The sequence below is a fragment of the Oleiphilus sp. HI0128 genome (assembly GCF_001635365.1).
The window spans coordinates 1-1,234 of sequence record NZ_LWGG01001137.1 but is presented as its reverse complement, the minus strand read 5'-3'; the positions used below and the strand labels follow the sequence as shown (position 1 = coordinate 1,234).

The following is a 1,234-nucleotide window of genomic DNA, read 5'->3' as shown; positions in this document are numbered from 1 at the left end:
GGGAAGCTCCAGTGGCTTTAGATCTTTGCTGTCGGCTACTGCTATTTCGATTGCTTTAATGATGCGGTCTCGGCTTAACAAGTCGGTTGTGTTGTGTAAATTTTTGTCAAAACTTAGCAATAGCTCGATTAATTCGCGTTCTGATTTATTTTCCATTTCCTGACGTGCTTTTTCGTCAGACTTCGCTATCGTTAATTCATAACGGTTTAATATGGCATCTAGATACATCCCTGTTCCGCCCACTAAAAACGGCAGTTGTTCGCGTTTGACGATATTGGTGAAAGCTGTGGAGAAATGTTGGGCGTAGGCGAAAAGGTTGAATTCCTCTTGCGGCTCCACAATGTCGATTAGGTGATGGGGGACTTCTTCGTATTCATCGAGATCTTTGCCTGTACCAATGTCCATGCCCCGGTATACCTGGCGAGAGTCGGCAGAGATTATCTCACCTGAAAACTGACGGCAAAGCTCTACAGCTAATGAGGTTTTACCACTTGCCGTAGGGCCTAGAATGGTAACTAGTTTGGCTTGATGAGAATCTGTCATATTAATCTGTAATAAGTATTGAACTAACAAACACTTCGTTATAGTGTGGGAAATAAGTAGATATAAAACTGCCAGCTATTATAACTGGCCAGTTACCGTGAATCGCTATCTTATAACAATTACATGATAAATACGGCTACTTTGCTGGACACTTGTACCATAAAAACGAAGATATAATCTTGCAAACCTTGAGTTAACAAGAACCTAAACAAGGAATTCTTTTCGGAATGAAGGTCTACAACGTCTTAATAGCGCTGGTATTAATATTAGCAAGCACGTCTGCATACTCTCTAGAGAAAAAAACATTTTGTATTTGGGATCCGGTTGGGCGTAATGGCCCGGTTATGTCTTTTTATTCTGACTTAATACCAAAAGCTCAATCATGGGGCTTGAGTATCAGGTTTGTTGCATATACTGACGAAAAGGTCGCCGCAAGTGAGTTTAAAGCAGGGCGCTGTGAAGCCGTACTTTTGAGCGCAATACTTTCACGCCAATTCGTTAAATTTGGCGGCACAATGGATGCTATTGGCGCGATTACCTCCCAGAAAGGCCTTGAACTCGCCTTGGGTACGTTGGCTCGTCCTCGTGCCGGTAAGTTGATGACCCAGGGTAATTACGAAGTGGTTGCAACTTTTCCGGTAGGGTCAATGTTTGCCTTTGTAAATGACCGATCGATAGAAAGTATCGATGA

General features: G+C 42.7%; 2 protein-coding genes. One reads left to right on the top strand and one right to left on the bottom strand.

Annotation, left to right across the window (positions count from 1 at the left end):
* Positions 1-543: tRNA (adenosine(37)-N6)-dimethylallyltransferase MiaA (locus A3763_RS19300; protein WP_304440830.1), on the bottom strand; the 543-nt coding region annotated here is incomplete at its 3' end.
* Between the two features lie 227 nt (positions 544-770).
* Between A3763_RS19300 and A3763_RS19295 the strand changes: the two genes are divergently transcribed.
* The coding region (locus tag A3763_RS19295; protein WP_231872257.1) for a putative solute-binding protein at positions 771-1,234 on the top strand (464 nt) is incomplete at its 3' end.